The following is a 13,560-nucleotide window of genomic DNA, read 5'->3' on the forward strand; positions in this document are numbered from 1 at the left end:
TCAGCCTCTGGGCACCAGGTACAGCAGTTCGATGGCCTCGTACCAGTTGCCCAGCATCAGGAACACCAGGGCGACCAGCAGGCTCAGGGGGTAATCTTTCATGGCTTTTCCAAACCCTTCCTTGAAGATGCGGACCACCGTGACCATGGCAAAAGAGGCCACAAAAACGTAGCCCTGCAATTCCAGCACCATCACCGGAATGTGCGGCACAAAATGCGAGGTGGGAATCAGGGCCGGAGACAGGCCAAGCCCCAGCACCAGAAAACGGAACAGGTTGAAAAGCACCGCTGGAACGCCAAGCAGCAAACCGGGCAGGAAGGTGGTCAGCACAGCCCCACTGATGAAATTCCACAGGGTGATGGCGGTGGCAAGGCTCAGCACTCCTGTTCCCACAAATTGCTGGATGCCTGTGGAGCTCAGGTTGGAGTTCAGGTAGCCTTGCAGTTCACGGGCAAATTCCAGGTCCTGGTAGGCCACACTGAGCCCCAGCACAAAACCGCCATACAGGATGACCTGGGTGGTCCAGAACACCACCCGGTAAGGCGGGCTGAGGGCAATCTTCCAGGCCCGTACAAATCCCCTTCTGATGGGTGTGGGAAACAGCAGTCCCAGCAACACCACTGCAGTGAGCAGGGTGAACAGCCAGGAGAAGATGGGGGCTTTCAACCAGGAGGGAATGCCCACGTTTTGCAGGGAGGTGTGCACGCTGTGGGCCACCCAGCGGCCTGAAACCTGCTGCACCTCCACCTGAACTGTTCCCTTGACGGAACCCTCCAAAGGATAAACGTAGTATTCACGGGCGTTCTGGGCGGCCAGAAATTTGCCCTGCTCCGGGTCCATTTTGTCTGCGAGCACGGACTGCTGAAACTTCAGGAAGTGCAGCAGGGCCTCTCTGGGATTCTGCATTTCTGCTGTGGACAGTTTGTATTTGCCTTTCACCCAGTCCTGCACCGCCTGGTCTGCGGTCTGCCGGGCTTCCGGGGTCTGGGCCAGGGCCAGCGGGCACAGCAAGGCCCACAGCACCGCCATGAAGCGTAAAAAGGAGGGGGTCATGTGAGGTATTGTGTCACAACAAAAAAATGGATCATGAAAGCCATGATCCATTTTTGGGTCCATCCAGGCCCAGTCCGGGTTCAGATTTCCTGCAGGGGCCTTTCGGAGAGCCAGTCCGGCAGGCTGTCGGGCAGGTAGGTGTCGAAGTAAAGCTGGGTCAGGGACACCACTTTGTGGCCTTCCAGCAGGTCTTCGGGGTTCTTGCGGCGGTCAATGATGCAGGCGATGCCCAGACATTTCGCACCCATTTTTTCAGCAGCCTGCACGGCTTTCAGCACGCTGCCTCCGGTGGTGATCACATCTTCCACGGCCACGAAACTCTGGTTGCTCAGGCTCTCTCCGAAGGCTTCGCGGATTTTCATGCCGCCCTGTCCGTCTTTTTCAGCGAAAATGGCGCGGGTGCCCATTGGCCTGGCGGTCACGTAAGCCAGCACCACCCCACCCATGGCCGGGCCAATCACGAAATCGGGACGCCAGCCAGCATCGCGCACGTGCCTCCCCAGGTCCTCACCAAACTGGTCTGCGGCAACCGGGTGTTGCAGCACGGTGGTGGATTGCAGGAAATAGGGGGAATGCCGTCCTGAAGCAAGCAAAAAATGCCCTTCATGGAACGCGCCGTAGTACTTGTAGGTTTGCAAGACGTCCATGCGTCCATTCTAACCATCAAGGGTTGCAGAAAGCAGACTCGTGCAGGCAAATCTGTGGTTTTTCGTACAGCAGGGGTTTTCCCTGAAAAAATTGGTGTCTTCTGGACACCGGTGTACACGGGTGTGTTTTGTTGCCATCTTTCTCCTCTGCTGACTTGGTATAAAGGCGTTGATGAATCCTGAAGATGTCAAAACCTTCTTTCGCAAACACTGGACCGTTCGCAACTACCAGCCTTTTCAGCTTCCAGAAGAACATCTGGATGCCATTCTTTATGCTGCCCAGCGGGCTCCCACCGATGCCACGGCCCAGATGTACACCTTCATTCGCCTGACCGATCCTGTCTTAAAACAGCAGATGGGTGAACTCACCAGAAATGCCCACATGGGCACCGCCAGCGAGAGTTTCGTGATCTGTGCAGACATCCACCGCCTGAACAGCCTGCTGGAGTTTCGGGGCTACACCCCCGGAGATTATCCTGCTGTGGCAGTACATTTTGCTGTGGGTGACGCTGTGATGGCCGCCCAGAACATGCTGATTGCCGCAGAAATGCTGGGTTACATGGGCTGCTGGATTGGCGGGGTGATGAATGCCCTTCCACAGATTCAGCAGCTCCTCAAGCTGCCCAGAGGGGTGTTTCCTTTTGCGGCCCTGACCATTGGGGTGCCTGCGGAGGAGCATAAACTGCGCCCCAGATTGGACCGTGCCCTGGTGATCCATGAGAACAGCTATCAGGACCCCACCCCGGAAGCGCTGGATCAGGCCTATCAGGAAATGGCGGCCATCACCTCCCGGGGAGACTGGGGTCTCAGCCTCAGCAGGTACTTTGCAAAAGGCGGATCCATGGAAATCAGAGAAGGCCACCTGAGGGACTTGCTGGCCCAGCAGGGCTTTGACCATGTGCAGCCCAGAAACAACCTTGACGCCGATGCTGTGTTCCAGCAGGCCGTGCAGGCAGGTTTCCCTGAACTGGTGGTGCGCCAGAAAGCGGCAGGTCTGGAAGCCTGGCTGGACCAGGGTCATCTGGCCTACCGTGGTGATGGAACCAGCCTGACCGAAGCCCTGAAGAATGCTTTAATGGAAGCACTGAAGGAGCACGCTGAATGAAAGCCATTATTCCTGCTGCCGGTCTGGGCACCCGACTTCGCCCCCTCACTTACACAAGACCCAAACCGGTTCTGAAAGTTGCCAACAAACCCATCATTCTTTTCGCCATTGAAAACCTGCTGGCTGCAGGCATTTCGGACATTGGCATCATCGTTTCGGGCCTGACCCGCAAGGACATCGAGGAGGCCATCAACGGCACCCCCGGCGTCAACATCACCTACATCCACCAGGGGGAAACCCTGGGGCTGGGCCACGCAGTCAAAATGGCCAAGGAATTTGTGGGAGACGACGATTTCTGTGTGTACCTTGGAGACAACCTTTTTGGAAACGGCATCACCTCTTATGTGGAGCGTTTTCAGGAAACCGGAGCAGATGCAGTGATTGCCCTGGTGGAGGTTGAAAACCCGAGTTCCTTCGGTGTAGCAGTGCTGAACGAAGAAGGGCAGATCACCCAGCTGATCGAGAAGCCCAAGGATCCACCCAGCAATCTGGCGGTGGCCGGGGTCTACTGCTTCAAACCGGGCATCATGAACATCCTGGAAAACCTCAAGCCTTCTGCCCGTGGCGAGTACGAGATCACCGATGCCATTGCCGAACTGATCCATTCGGGCCAGACCGTGATTGGTGAACGGGTGCAGGGCTGGTGGAAAGACACCGGAAAACCCTACGATCTGATCGATGCCAACCGCCTGCTGCTGGAAGACCTGGAACCCCGCATGGATGGCGAGGTCGTCGAATCGCGCATCACGGGTCGGGTGGTGATCGAGGAAGGCGCGATGGTGAAAAACAGCATCGTCATGGGTCCAGCCCTGATCGGCAAGGATGTGGTCATCGAGAACGCCTATGTGGGGCCGTTCACCAGCATCGGGCGCAAGAGCCGCATCTGCAATTCAGAGGTGGAATACAGCGTGATCGATGCTGAAGTGGTGATTGAGAACGTGGATGTGCGCTTGCAGGAATGCCTGCTGGGCCTGAGGGCACAGATCAAGGGCAAAACTGGGGTGCCCCGTGCCCACCGGTTCATCCTGTCGGATGCCAGTGTGCTGGACCTCAGCGTGCAGTGATCTGACTCCAGGGTTCAACAAACAATTCATCATAAAAGCACATTCCTTGAGTGTGGTTGTGTTAAGATATTTGCATGACACAGGAGTTCCGTGAAGCCATGGAAAAACTCAAAGCCCAGTATGCAGAAGCGCTGCAGGACATGCCTCTGCCCGCAGGTGTGCCTGAGTATGTGCAGGAACTGATTGCAAAAAACGATCAGGAAACCCTGCTGCTGATGCTGAAGCTTTCCTGGGTGTTTGGTGCCCAGGCGGGTCAGGCTGGTCAGGTGCAGGTTCAAACCACCCGCATTCCCACCGTGCAGGCCTGAGTCTTTCCTTCCTCTTTCTTGCTTTCGAATGACACCTCCCCTCGCGGAGGTGTTTCACTTTTTTCAGGTATACTTCAGGTGAATGTTTTTGCACCTCTCTCATCAAAGGGAAAAATCAGTGCAGAATCAGGCAATACCGTAACCTTCTGCGTTACACCAAAGGGCTTTTGGGGTATTTTCACTGGTTTTTTCAGGCAACTTGCAGTTCCTGTAAGGAAAGCACAATAGCGTAGCTTTGACACAAATGATGTGAAGTATGTAAAATAGTCATACAAGTTGTATACGTTGTACAGGTTTGACCTGTGACTTCAACAAAGTACAACTTTTCGGTTTCTCGCCCACTTCTGCTCAAGGTCCAGCAGCAGCAAACCCCTAGCCCCACCCCCGACCTGGAGGTTGTTCCCTGTGGCCAAATACCCCCTGATCAAGGCAACGCTCAAAGAGCGACTGCTCAGCAGCTACTACCCCGAAGGCATCCCCCTCCCCAGCGAACCCCTGCTCGCCAAAGAATTCGATGTGTCCCGCATGACCGCGCGTCGTGCCATCGACGAACTGGAACGGGAAGGCTACGTGTACCGCATCCAGGGGGCCGGAACCTTCCCCACCGGCAAGCGTTTCCGTCAGGGCGTTTTTCGCATCCGGCCTTTCAGGGAATGGGCCAGGGGCGCAGAAACCCACACACGCATTCTGCAGGCCCGCGTGCTGGACGCCACCCCTGAAATGGGTGTGGTGCTGCAGATCCCCGCAGGCGAACCCATCATCTTCATTCACCGCCTCAGAACCGCTGGCGATGAACCCCTGGTGATCGAAAAACGCTACATCAACTTCCGCATGGCCGGAGATCTGCTGAAGCACAACCTCGCCGTGGAATCCATCCACGAGGTGCTGGTCGAGAAACTGGGCATCCCCCTCACCCGCGTGGAACAGAGTCTGGAAGCCGTGAACCTGCGCCAGGAAGAAGCCGAACTGCTGCGTGTACCCGTGGGCACCGCCGCTTTCCTGCTGCGCCGCACCACTTACAGCGGCCCCACCCGTGTGGCCTACGTCAACTACTGGGTGCGCGGAGACCGTTACGCCTTCCAGGACAGCTTCGAGCCCTGAGCAAAAGAAAAACATGTCCCCTCTGGTTTCCCAGAGGGGATTTTTCTGGGGTTTTTGTTGGCTGAGAGGGCTGAGGGTAAGATCCCCCCGCACCGCGCTTCGCTTGGTGGTCCCCCCGTCAGCGTTGGGGGGTTGGTGGACAACTCCATTTGAAGCCCTCCCAGATGCCCTAAAACCCCCTTCGTTAAGCGCCTCAGTCCGACCCAGCCGCCTGGGGAGCACGTAGTCAGAGGCAAGAAGGGGGACAGCCCTGAGTGAAACGAAGGGCAGGGGGATCTACCCCTCCTCCACCATCAAACTCTTCAGGGTTGCGCCCTGGTGCCATCCCACCTGGTAATTCTTGAAACCCAGGGCATGGGCCAGGGCGTGGCCCAGTTCTTCTTCGGGGGTGCTTTCCAGCTGGAACAGCAGGAATTTGCGGCCTTGTTCGGTGTTGATGCGGATGTACAGGTCGGTGCCCAGTTCAATCTGCTGGGTGCGTCCGGTCTTTTCGGCCCGTTTGAAGGCTTCCTGGATGGCCTGCAAAACGGTGACTGTTACAGTGGGGGGAACCATATCACTCCAGAATGTATTTGATGCCGTCCCAAAAGTCCACCAGTGCAATGTCAGTGGTTTTCAGAATGCGATTTTTCAACCAGGGCATGAACTCAAAGGATTTCTCGCTGCGCAGGAAAGCCCGGAAGCCCAGTTCTGCACCCCTGAGCAGGCCACTTTCCAGGCCTTTGCGCAGTTCATCACGGGCCAGGTTGCGGTCGATGTCTCCGGTCAGGCGGACGGCACGGATGCGGTCTTCTTCTCCGTAAAAGGTGGGGGAAAGGCCCACCCAGCCCCTGATGGCTTCTTCAGCATGGGCGCGGGTCAGATCGGTGGCAAATTTGAGGTGGGCATCGAGTTCAAAGCCACGCTGGCTGAATTCCTTCTGGGGGAGGTTCTGTCTGGCTTCCACATCTGGAGTATACGCCCCATTCAGGGGGCAACCTGTAAGGCTTCCAACTGGGGCAGGTGGTGGTCCAGATGGTAAGGCATGAACTGCGCCCATTCCAGTGCCGTCAATTCTCCGATGTAGAGGTGTGGAAAGGTGCGTTTTCCGGTCAGGTGTGCCTGATCCAGTTGACTCAAGAATTTCTGGTTGGTTCTGCTCCAGCGGGAGGCCAGTTCTGTCTCTGAGGCTTCCAGTTGCACAATTTTAGGGGCCAGCAGTTTGCTGATGGTTCTGGGGGCCTTGCTGCGTTGCTGGGCTGCAGCCACCAGATGCAGCAGGCGGTGGTGGGGCTTTTCAGATTCCAGCACCTTCACCAGCAGTGCCCCGAGTTCATGGGTCTTGATCAGGTGGCCCTGGATTTGCAGGGCATTCCAGCCTTCTGCACGCCAGGGCTGATCTTTGGGCACTTCCCGGAACACCCGCTCAAAGCGCTCCACCGCCAGCCTGAAACTTTCCTGCACCTCTGGTGGGGTCTGGCCATAAGCCTTCAGAGCCTCTCTCTGGTACATCAGGCCTCCCTGCGGTACAGGCTGAGCAGGGCCATCATGTGGTTGCGGGCATCCCAGAGGTATTCCGGGTTGTCGTGCAACTTGGTGAGCAGGATGCCCCCCTCAAACAGCGCAAACAGCACCCGGGAGGTGGCTTCCGGATCCAGTTCGGGTTTGAGCTCCCCCTGCTTGATGCCCACAGCCAGCACCTGGGCGATGAAATTTTGCAAGCTCAGGGCTGCTTTCTGGGCCTGTTCTTTGAGCTGGGGATGGGTGTCATCTGCTTCCACAGAGACATTGAGCACTGGGCAACCTCCAGGCATCACCTCGCCCAGAGCAGACCTGAGGGTCACCTCAAAGATGCCCTGCAATCTGTCCAGGACTCCTTTTCTTCCCTGCTGGGCTTCTTTGTGGGCGGTGCGCAGCAGCTGGATGGCATGGTCAAAGGCTTCCAGGGCCAGTTCGTCCTTGCTCTTGAAATGGTTGTAGAGGCCTCCTTTTTCCAGCCCGGTTTCTCTCAGAACATCCTGAATGCTGGTCCCTGAAAACCCTCTCGTGTTGAAGATGGGGGCGGCCCGTTCCACGATGTGCTGGCGGGTCTGCTCGCCTTTTTTCATGCCGGGCCTGCATTCAGCTGTCTGCGGTGGTGGATCAGGTGGTAGGTGGCCAGTTGCAGCCATTCCAGGGCGTTCATCTCTCCAAAGAAGGGATGGAACACGGTGCGTTCATCCTGCCAGTTGGGCACTTTTTCTGCGGTTTGCACCAGACGGATGTGGGTTTTGATCCACTCGGGTTCCAGGTTTTCCCAGGGTTTTCCCTCGCTCGGCTGTGCGTAAGAGGGGCTTTGCATTTTGCCATTCTGGTAGGTTCCAGGGGTTTTGGGAAAATCAGGGAATTCAGGCAACTGGTAGGCGGTCAGCACCCGCGACATCACTTTGGACACCAGAATCACGTGTTCAGTGATCTGGGCAGGGGTCCAGGCTTCAGTTTCTCTGGGTTCAAACCAATGGTCCTGTTTGTTCAGGGCGGATTCCTGGAAATGCTGAATTTCCTGATGAAGACGGCTCAGAACTTCAGATGGGGTGGCACCCAGTTTGGAAAGAAAGGTTTTGTCAGCAAGCATACCTTAATTTAAGACCGACTGGTCGGTTTGTAAAGCACCTGTAAAGCAGGAATGCAGCAAAACCCCTCACCCCATCAAATCCTGTCAAATTCCGTCAAAATGCCTTTTTTTCAGGAAACCAGCTTCTATACTGGCTGCATGAGCCGCATTCAACTGCATCAGGGAGACATCACAAAACTGAATGTCGATGCCATTGTCAACGCCGCCAACAGCAGTTTGCTGGGAGGCGGAGGGGTGGACGGAGCCATCCACCGTGCAGCAGGACCCCAGTTGGCCCTGGAATGCCTGAAACTGGCAGGTTGCAAAACCGGACAGGCCAAAATCACTGCGGGATACAAACTGCCCGCCCGACATGTCATTCACACTGTAGGACCCTACTGGAGTGGAGGCAACCGCCATGAAGATGAACTGCTGGCCTCCTGCTACCAGCACAGTCTGGAACTTGCAGAGAAGCACGGCCTGAAGACCATTGCCTTTCCAGCCATCAGCACAGGCATTTACCGCTTTCCACTGGAACGGGCCACCCAGATCGCCATCGCCACAGTGAAAACCTTTCTGGAAGAGCATTCCATTCCAGAGCAGGTGACTTTCGTGTGCTTCAGTGCCCACGATTTTCAGGTGTACCAGCGGCTGTTGCAAGAAGCAGGAAACCTGCCAGATCCCATCTGACTGTCAGATTTACTGCAGTCAGATGGGCATGCACAGCCCACAGAATGTAAATTGAATGTAAAAAAGTGCATACTGGAACACATGGGCAAATTCATCAAGATCGAAAGCAGCACCACTGGAATGCACTACCTGAGTGTGGACTCCCTGATGGGCTTCCGTGCCGCCGCCTTTCCCAAGGACAACGCCATCGAACTGATTGCCATCACCAAAGACAACAAGGTGCACTCCCTGAAAAAACAACGGGGACTGCAGGGCATCAACGAAACCGAAGCCATCAAGATCCTGCAGGATTACCTGGAACGCATTGCCAGAAACGATCCTGAAGTGGTGGTTGAACTCTAAAGCAAACAAAATCCTCCCAGCTGGGAGGATTGCTTTTTGGGACTGTTTTGGGACTGTTTTGGAACTGTGTGGAACTGTTGAAGTTTACAGACCTGCAGCTTTAAATGCAGCGCTGACCACTTCACGGGCCTCCTGCATCACCTGTTCCAGATGCTGCTGGCCCTTGAAGGACTCGGCGTAAATCTTGTACACGTCTTCGGTGCCGCTGGGACGGGCTGCGAACCAGGCATTCTCGGTGACCACCTTGAGACCCCCAATGGGTTCATCGTTGCCGGGAGCACGGGTCAGTTTGGCCAGGATGGGTTCTCCAGCCAGCACCGTTGCCGTCACCAGTTCAGGAGACAGGTTGGACAGCACTTTCTTCTGGGCAGGTCCCGCTTCTGCGTCCATGCGGGAGTAAGCCGTGGCCCCGAAACGCCCTTCCAGGTCCTGGTAGTGCTCAGAGGGGCTCTTGCCGGTTTTGGCCAGAATCTCTGCAGCCAGCAGACCCAGAATGATGCCGTCTTTGTCTGTGGACCAGGCAGAGCCATCGAAGCGCTGGAAGGAAGCCCCGGCGCTCTCCTCTCCCCCAAAGCCGATGGTGCCATTTTGCAGGCCGTCCACAAAGTATTTGAAGCCCACTGGAACCTCCACAAGCTTCTTGCCCAGGGAAGCCACCACCCGGTCAATGATGCTGCTGGACACCAGGGTTTTGCCCACCCCGATGTCGCTGTTCCAGTTGCGGTGCTGGTACAGGTAATTGATGCACACCGCGAGGTAGTGGTTGGGGTTCATGATGCCATCTCGGGTCACGATGCCGTGGCGGTCTGCGTCCGGGTCGTTGCCAATGGCAATGTCAAACTGGTCTTTCAGGCCAATCAGGGAGGCCATGGCATAAGGGCTGGAGCAGTCCATGCGGATCTTGCCGTCTCTGTCCACGGTCATGAAGCTGAAGTTGGCATCGATGCGGTCATTGACGATGGTGAGGTCCAGATTGTAATGGTCCCGGATGGCCTGCCAGGTTTCCAGGCTGGCTCCACCCAGCGGATCCACCCCGATTTTCACCCCGGCCTGTTTGATGGCATCGATGTCGATGACCTCTCTCAGCTGCTCCACATAGGGGGTCACAAAATCAAAGACCTCTGCAGCCTTGAAAGCCTCCTCGAGGGGAATGCGTTTGACTCCCTCCAGGCCAGATTCCAGCAACTGGTTGGCCCTTTCTTGCACCACTTTGGTGATGTTGGTGTCTGCAGGACCCCCAGAAGGTGGGTTGTACTTGAAGCCCCCATCCTGGGGTGGGTTGTGGCTGGGGGTGATCACGATGCCGTCTGCCAGATCACTGGTGCGGCCTTTGTTGTGGCCCAGAATGGCATGGGAAATCAGAGGGGTGGGGGTGTAGCCCCGCCCTTTGTCCACCTGGACTTTGACCCCGTTGGCCAGCAGGACTTCCAGAGCGGTGATCCAGGCAGCCTCAGAGAGGGCATGGCTGTCCATCCCAATGAAGAGGGGGCCAGTGATGCCCTGCTCTGCACGGTACTCTGCCACGGCTTGCGAAACGGCCAGAATGTGGTCTTCGTTGAAGGTGCCATTGAAGGAGGTGCCACGGTGACCGCTGGTGCCGAAACCCACCCGTTGCAGGGGATTTTTGGGATCGGGTTTGACGGTGTAATAACTGCTCACCAGGCGGGGAATGTTGACCAGAATGTTGTGAGGAGCGGGTTTGCCAGCCAGTTCGTGCAGCGCCATGTTGCCTCCTGAAATTTCAAAAAAGATGCTCTTTCACTGTCCCGTTGGACAGCTTCTCAGGAGAGTGTAACAGAAGCAAAGCCCCTGGGTCTCACTGCATCTGGGCAGGCCCAGAGGTCACTGCGGTTTCTTTTTGGAGAACCGGGTCACTGCGTCGATCATGCAGAACAAGATCACCAGGGTGCTAAGGTGGATGCTGGTGTTATCCCCACCGTCTTTGCTGGAGAGGTATGCAGGCCACAGCCCAACGACGGCCACAGCCATGACCAGCAAAGACCACACAGGCGCTTTTTTCCTGAACACCACAGCAAGGCATCCAAAAATAAAATACAAACCAAAAATCCAGAAAATCATGTTTTGAGGCGCAAAAAAGGCATGGGTCATAATTGTCAGCCAGTTTTTTTGAGAGAAACAAGAAAATATATATTCTTTATTGTGTTTTTCAATAAAGAAGCCAGAATCAAGAACATCCACCAATCCCCTTCTCCAGTTGCAATCATATAAATAAATAATGCTACCTCAGATGTACTCAGACCAAGTTCAATAAATGTCAAATGCACTTTCCATCTCTGCATAGCACTCTTTAGAAATAAACATACCAATGATCCCACAAATAAAGCAAGAAGAATATACATCAGTTCAAGTTGATTCACATTACTCCTTTTGATTCATTGAAATCTTTATCAGGCCCAAAATTCTGCATATTTAAGAGATATTTTTAGCGTGATCTTTCATGCAACCTCAGTTTACACTTTACTTCAGTGCTAAAACTTTCCGCAACCACAGTTACCATAATTGTTTAGGCACCTTCAACATTCTGAAAACAAAGCCCTTCTCCCAAAAATTTCAAGAGAAGAGCTTAATGTCAAAATTTGATTTCTGGTTGAATCCCATCAAAACGGCTTCTGGTCCAGTGGGATCTTTCGGGCATCCTGCTCCCAGAGGGTTTTTGCACGTTTCCCGAGTTGCAACATGCCCAGCAGCAACACGGCCACACTGCCCAGCAATCCAAAGATGGGCCAGTTTCCGGGAAGCACCCAGGTGAGCAGGATCACCAGCAAGCCACACAGGGTCATCAGGTAGGCTCCTTTGCGATTCACGTCATACCATGCAAGGTCGCTTCTGAGGGTGTAAGCCGTGCGAAAACCAGAGAGGAAATTGCGACTGACCCTCGGTGAGATGTTGCCCGTGAGCATCAGGAACACGCCAACCATGCTGAAAATCACCTTCATCATGCCACTGGTGCCCAGGATGCCCTGCCAGGTGAGCACCTCTCCCAGAGCAATGCCAGAAGGCAGAAGGATCAACATCAGGCGGGCATACTGCTGGATCTGGGCCATGTTCTGCTGGTTCTGCTGGCCTTTCATGCCCAGAACAGTGGATTCCATGAACAGCAGGGCAAAATAGGGCACGATCAGGGCCAGGTTGATGAACACTTCTGCAGGATGTCCATAGCGGTCTGGCACATTCTGGAAGTTGTAGTGCACGGGAACCCTGTCTGGCAGGGATCCGAAGTTGTAAACGATGTATCCCCAGACCAGCACAAAGACCAGCCAGGCCCACAAATCGTTTTTCAGGTTGTTCATGGTTCTTCTCCCACTTTGAAGAGCCCCATGATGTGGGTCAGGGCGTCCTGCATCACGGTGGCATTGAGGTAGTAAGTGATGGTGGTACCTTCTTTTTCGGTGCGCACCAGTCCAGCGGCTTTCAGGACATTGAAATGCCCCGAGAGGGTGCTTTTGGCCAGAGGAAAGAGGTCGGCAAGTTCGCCTGCGGTTTTGGGGCTTTCCCGCAGCACCCGCAAGATTTCTCTGCGGGTGGGGTCAGACAGGGCTTTGAAGACTTCGTTCATGGTTCCTCTGGTGGTCCTGCAGGATCTCAGGGTTTATTTCAGAAATTCTACGATACCCTGCAACAGCCCATCGGCCAGAGGAAGGTCTGGATTGCTGTAGGCCGCCATGTTGGACTTTTGATCTGCAGCCACCGATTTCAGCACATGGTTCATGGTGGGCACCACCAGCAGTCTGGATTTGGGCTGAGCAGCATGCAGCTTTTGTGCGTCCTGCAGTGTCACCTGCAAGTCCCGTTCTCCCTGCACAATCAGGGCTGGGGTGTTCAGGGTGGTAAGAATTCTGGCGGGATCATGCTTGAACCAGGAGATCAGGTAGGGCTGCACCGAGGGGCGGAACAGGGAAGCCAGCGCAGGACTGGGCACAGCTCCGGTCTGCCCTTTGCGCAGTTTGGCGATCAGGTCCGCACTCTGGTCATAGAGGGTTGCAGGAAGCTGGGGTTTGAGCTGCGTCAGCAGGATGTCTGCTGCATTGCTGCCTGCTCCAGAGATGGACACATAGCGGTCCACAGGGTTCTGTTTGGCCACCAGCAATCCAATCAATGCACCTTCACTGTGGCCCAGCACGGCGTAACGGTTGAAGCGCTGGTCTTTTTTCAGGAGGTCCAGAAGGTGGCTGGCATCCTGCACGTAATCCTCAAAAACCAGGTCGTCTTCTTTCATGTTGGGAATGGCACTTGCAGCGATGCCCCGTTTGTCGAAACGCAGTGAAGCGATGCCGTTCTGGGCCAGCCCTTCGGCCAGCATTTTGAGGCTGTTGTTCTTGCCTGCCAGGGGGTTGTTGCCGTCGCGGTCTGTGGGACCAGAGCCTGCAATGATCAGGGCCACCAGGAAAGGGCCTTTGCCTTCGGGGATTTGCAGGGTGCCTTTCAGTTCAAAACCTTTTCCAGGCAGTGAGATGGCTTCTGTGGCGGCAAAGGCACTGCCCATCAGGGCCAGGGTGCTGAGGGTCAGGGTGGTGCGGAAAGTCTGGGGCATGGAATCTCCTTTGTTCGGTATTTCGCCAATCACCGAACTACTGAATTCAATGTAGCACATATTTCGGAATTTTGCGAAATATGCAATTTGACCCACCTTCATCAAAGGAGCAGGTGGCTGTGCCCC

Annotated in this window: 18 protein-coding genes; 6 read left to right on the plus strand and 12 right to left on the minus strand. The window is 55.3% G+C overall.

Features of this window, described 5'->3' with window-relative positions; all coding sequences use genetic code 11:
- Positions 1–1,053: a hypothetical protein gene (locus tag IEY52_RS03905; protein ID WP_189000157.1), complete on the minus strand. Its 1,053-nt coding sequence runs from the start codon at positions 1,051–1,053 to the stop codon at positions 1–3.
- 80 nt (positions 1,054–1,133) lie between these two features.
- Positions 1,134–1,700: an orotate phosphoribosyltransferase gene (gene pyrE / locus IEY52_RS03910; protein ID WP_189000159.1), complete on the minus strand. Its 567-nt coding sequence runs from the start codon at positions 1,698–1,700 to the stop codon at positions 1,134–1,136.
- Between the two features lie 172 nt (positions 1,701–1,872).
- Here pyrE and IEY52_RS03915 point away from each other — a divergent pair, with 172 nt between their 5' ends.
- The 4 genes from IEY52_RS03915 to IEY52_RS03930 all read left to right on the plus strand — a co-directional run bounded on the left by IEY52_RS03915 (position 1,873) and on the right by IEY52_RS03930 (position 5,278).
- Positions 1,873–2,805, plus strand: a complete 933-nt coding sequence (locus IEY52_RS03915) for a nitroreductase family protein (protein ID WP_189000161.1) — start codon at positions 1,873–1,875, stop codon at positions 2,803–2,805.
- Complete coding sequence (locus IEY52_RS03920) at positions 2,802–3,869, plus strand: glucose-1-phosphate thymidylyltransferase (RefSeq protein WP_189000163.1); 1,068 nt, start codon at positions 2,802–2,804, stop codon at positions 3,867–3,869. Before IEY52_RS03915 ends, IEY52_RS03920 begins: the two co-directional genes overlap by 4 nt.
- 74 nt (positions 3,870–3,943) lie before the next feature.
- The gene (locus IEY52_RS03925) at positions 3,944–4,177 is read left to right on the plus strand and encodes a DdrH (RefSeq protein WP_189000166.1); all 234 of its coding nucleotides are present in this window, start codon (positions 3,944–3,946) and stop codon (positions 4,175–4,177) included.
- A gap of 405 nt (positions 4,178–4,582) precedes the next feature.
- On the plus strand, positions 4,583–5,278 hold the full coding sequence (locus IEY52_RS03930; protein ID WP_034341852.1) for a GntR family transcriptional regulator: 696 nt from the start codon (positions 4,583–4,585) through the stop codon (positions 5,276–5,278).
- Between the two features lie 276 nt (positions 5,279–5,554).
- Here IEY52_RS03930 and IEY52_RS03935 read toward each other — a convergent pair whose 3' ends face one another.
- Genes IEY52_RS03935 through IEY52_RS03955 form a run of 5 tightly spaced genes read right to left on the minus strand, consistent with a single transcriptional unit; the run spans position 5,555 to position 7,871 of the window.
- Positions 5,555–5,833 carry a hypothetical protein gene (locus tag IEY52_RS03935; protein WP_189000168.1) on the minus strand — a complete coding sequence of 93 codons (279 nt, stop codon included), beginning with the start codon at positions 5,831–5,833 and terminating at the stop codon, positions 5,555–5,557.
- A 1-nt stretch (position 5,834) separates the two neighbouring features.
- Complete coding sequence (locus IEY52_RS03940; RefSeq protein WP_189000170.1) at positions 5,835–6,224, minus strand: hypothetical protein; 390 nt, start codon at positions 6,222–6,224, stop codon at positions 5,835–5,837.
- Positions 6,225–6,244: 20 nt separating this feature from the next.
- Entirely contained in the window at positions 6,245–6,769 is a 525-nt protein-coding gene (locus IEY52_RS03945; protein WP_189000172.1) for a DinB family protein, read from the minus strand.
- Positions 6,769–7,365, minus strand: coding sequence for a TetR family transcriptional regulator C-terminal domain-containing protein (locus IEY52_RS03950; protein ID WP_189000174.1), 597 nt, complete (start codon positions 7,363–7,365; stop codon positions 6,769–6,771). Before IEY52_RS03950 ends, IEY52_RS03945 begins: the two co-directional genes overlap by 1 nt.
- Positions 7,362–7,871: a DinB family protein gene (locus tag IEY52_RS03955; protein ID WP_189000176.1), complete on the minus strand. Its 510-nt coding sequence runs from the start codon at positions 7,869–7,871 to the stop codon at positions 7,362–7,364. Before IEY52_RS03955 ends, IEY52_RS03950 begins: the two co-directional genes overlap by 4 nt.
- Positions 7,872–8,009: 138 nt before the next feature.
- On the opposite strand from IEY52_RS03955, the gene IEY52_RS03960 reads away from it, so the two are divergent.
- Positions 8,010–8,540, plus strand: a complete 531-nt coding sequence (locus IEY52_RS03960) for an O-acetyl-ADP-ribose deacetylase (RefSeq protein ID WP_189000178.1) — start codon at positions 8,010–8,012, stop codon at positions 8,538–8,540.
- Between the two features lie 81 nt (positions 8,541–8,621).
- Positions 8,622–8,882 (plus strand): hypothetical protein, encoded by a 261-nt coding sequence (locus tag IEY52_RS03965; protein WP_189000180.1) that lies wholly within the window; start codon positions 8,622–8,624, stop codon positions 8,880–8,882.
- Positions 8,883–8,966: 84 nt separating this feature from the next.
- Here the strand turns inward: IEY52_RS03965 and pgm are convergent, their stop codons facing one another.
- The 5 genes from pgm to IEY52_RS03990 form a co-directional block, all read right to left on the minus strand.
- Entirely contained in the window at positions 8,967–10,607 is a 1,641-nt protein-coding gene (pgm, locus tag IEY52_RS03970) for a phosphoglucomutase (alpha-D-glucose-1,6-bisphosphate-dependent) (protein ID WP_189000182.1), read from the minus strand.
- A gap of 117 nt (positions 10,608–10,724) precedes the next feature.
- Positions 10,725–11,081: a hypothetical protein gene (locus IEY52_RS03975; protein ID WP_189000184.1), complete on the minus strand. Its 357-nt coding sequence runs from the start codon at positions 11,079–11,081 to the stop codon at positions 10,725–10,727.
- Positions 11,082–11,500: 419 nt separating this feature from the next.
- A complete protein-coding gene (locus IEY52_RS03980) occupies positions 11,501–12,193 on the minus strand; it encodes an SdpI family protein (RefSeq protein ID WP_189000186.1) in 693 nt (230 codons plus the stop codon).
- Positions 12,190–12,459, minus strand: coding sequence for an autorepressor SdpR family transcription factor (locus IEY52_RS03985; RefSeq protein ID WP_189000188.1), 270 nt, complete (start codon positions 12,457–12,459; stop codon positions 12,190–12,192). Before IEY52_RS03985 ends, IEY52_RS03980 begins: the two co-directional genes overlap by 4 nt.
- Before the next feature lie 33 nt (positions 12,460–12,492).
- On the minus strand, positions 12,493–13,434 hold the full coding sequence (locus IEY52_RS03990) for an alpha/beta hydrolase (protein ID WP_189000191.1): 942 nt from the start codon (positions 13,432–13,434) through the stop codon (positions 12,493–12,495).
- Between the last annotated feature and the right edge of the window lie 126 nt (positions 13,435–13,560).

It is taken from the genome of Deinococcus roseus, from assembly GCF_014646895.1.
Classification (GTDB): Bacteria; Deinococcota; Deinococci; order Deinococcales; family Deinococcaceae; genus Deinococcus_C; species Deinococcus_C roseus.

What these genes read in the sequence shown, in the direction of transcription:
- IEY52_RS03905 (WP_189000157.1), bottom strand. Translation starts at nt 1,053, where the DNA reads ATGACCCCCTCCTTTTTACGCTTCATGGCGGTGCTGTGGGCCTTGCTG.
- pyrE (WP_189000159.1), bottom strand. Translation starts at nt 1,700, where the DNA reads ATGGACGTCTTGCAAACCTACAAGTACTACGGCGCGTTCCATGAAGGG.
- IEY52_RS03915 (WP_189000161.1), top strand. Translation starts at nt 1,873, where the DNA reads ATGAATCCTGAAGATGTCAAAACCTTCTTTCGCAAACACTGGACCGTT.
- IEY52_RS03920 (WP_189000163.1), top strand. Translation starts at nt 2,802, where the DNA reads ATGAAAGCCATTATTCCTGCTGCCGGTCTGGGCACCCGACTTCGCCCC.
- IEY52_RS03925 (WP_189000166.1), top strand. Translation starts at nt 3,944, where the DNA reads ATGACACAGGAGTTCCGTGAAGCCATGGAAAAACTCAAAGCCCAGTAT.
- IEY52_RS03935 (WP_189000168.1), bottom strand. Translation starts at nt 5,833, where the DNA reads ATGGTTCCCCCCACTGTAACAGTCACCGTTTTGCAGGCCATCCAGGAA.
- IEY52_RS03945 (WP_189000172.1), bottom strand. Translation starts at nt 6,769, where the DNA reads ATGTACCAGAGAGAGGCTCTGAAGGCTTATGGCCAGACCCCACCAGAG.
- IEY52_RS03950 (WP_189000174.1), bottom strand. Translation starts at nt 7,365, where the DNA reads ATGAAAAAAGGCGAGCAGACCCGCCAGCACATCGTGGAACGGGCCGCC.
- IEY52_RS03955 (WP_189000176.1), bottom strand. Translation starts at nt 7,871, where the DNA reads ATGCTTGCTGACAAAACCTTTCTTTCCAAACTGGGTGCCACCCCATCT.
- IEY52_RS03960 (WP_189000178.1), top strand. Translation starts at nt 8,010, where the DNA reads ATGAGCCGCATTCAACTGCATCAGGGAGACATCACAAAACTGAATGTC.
- IEY52_RS03965 (WP_189000180.1), top strand. Translation starts at nt 8,622, where the DNA reads ATGGGCAAATTCATCAAGATCGAAAGCAGCACCACTGGAATGCACTAC.
- pgm (WP_189000182.1), bottom strand. Translation starts at nt 10,607, where the DNA reads ATGGCGCTGCACGAACTGGCTGGCAAACCCGCTCCTCACAACATTCTG.
- IEY52_RS03980 (WP_189000186.1), bottom strand. Translation starts at nt 12,193, where the DNA reads ATGAACAACCTGAAAAACGATTTGTGGGCCTGGCTGGTCTTTGTGCTG.
- IEY52_RS03985 (WP_189000188.1), bottom strand. Translation starts at nt 12,459, where the DNA reads ATGAACGAAGTCTTCAAAGCCCTGTCTGACCCCACCCGCAGAGAAATC.
- IEY52_RS03990 (WP_189000191.1), bottom strand. Translation starts at nt 13,434, where the DNA reads ATGCCCCAGACTTTCCGCACCACCCTGACCCTCAGCACCCTGGCCCTG.